Raw genomic sequence first — 255 nt, 5'->3', positions numbered from 1 at the left:
CCTCGAGCAGCGTTTCGCGATAGGCCTGGTAGGCATGGGCGCCCTCCAGCTCGGCGATGTCCGCCGCCGCCTTGAGCTGCCCGCCCTGGAACAGCGGTGCGGTGAGCTGGCCCAGCAGTGACCACAGAGGATCGCCGAGCAGGGCCTCGTGGGGCGTCTCGGCGACGTCCTCCAGCGCCGCCGTCACGTCCAGCGAGGGCAACAGGTCCTTGTAGGCCACATCGGTGCGGCGCTCGGCGGCCTCGATCGCCGCAT

Annotated in this window: 1 protein-coding gene; it reads right to left on the bottom strand. The window is 71.0% G+C overall.

Translation table 11 applies throughout. The features are described from left to right. Positions 1 to 255, bottom strand: a 255-nt coding sequence (locus MYL53_RS17210) for a TolC family protein (protein ID WP_486606363.1), incomplete at both ends; no start/stop codon positions are given.

Source organism: Halomonas getboli (assembly GCF_023094245.1).
In the GTDB taxonomy this organism is placed as follows: domain Bacteria; phylum Pseudomonadota; class Gammaproteobacteria; order Pseudomonadales; family Halomonadaceae; genus Halomonas; species Halomonas getboli.
This window is presented reverse-complemented; position numbering and strand designations above follow the sequence as displayed.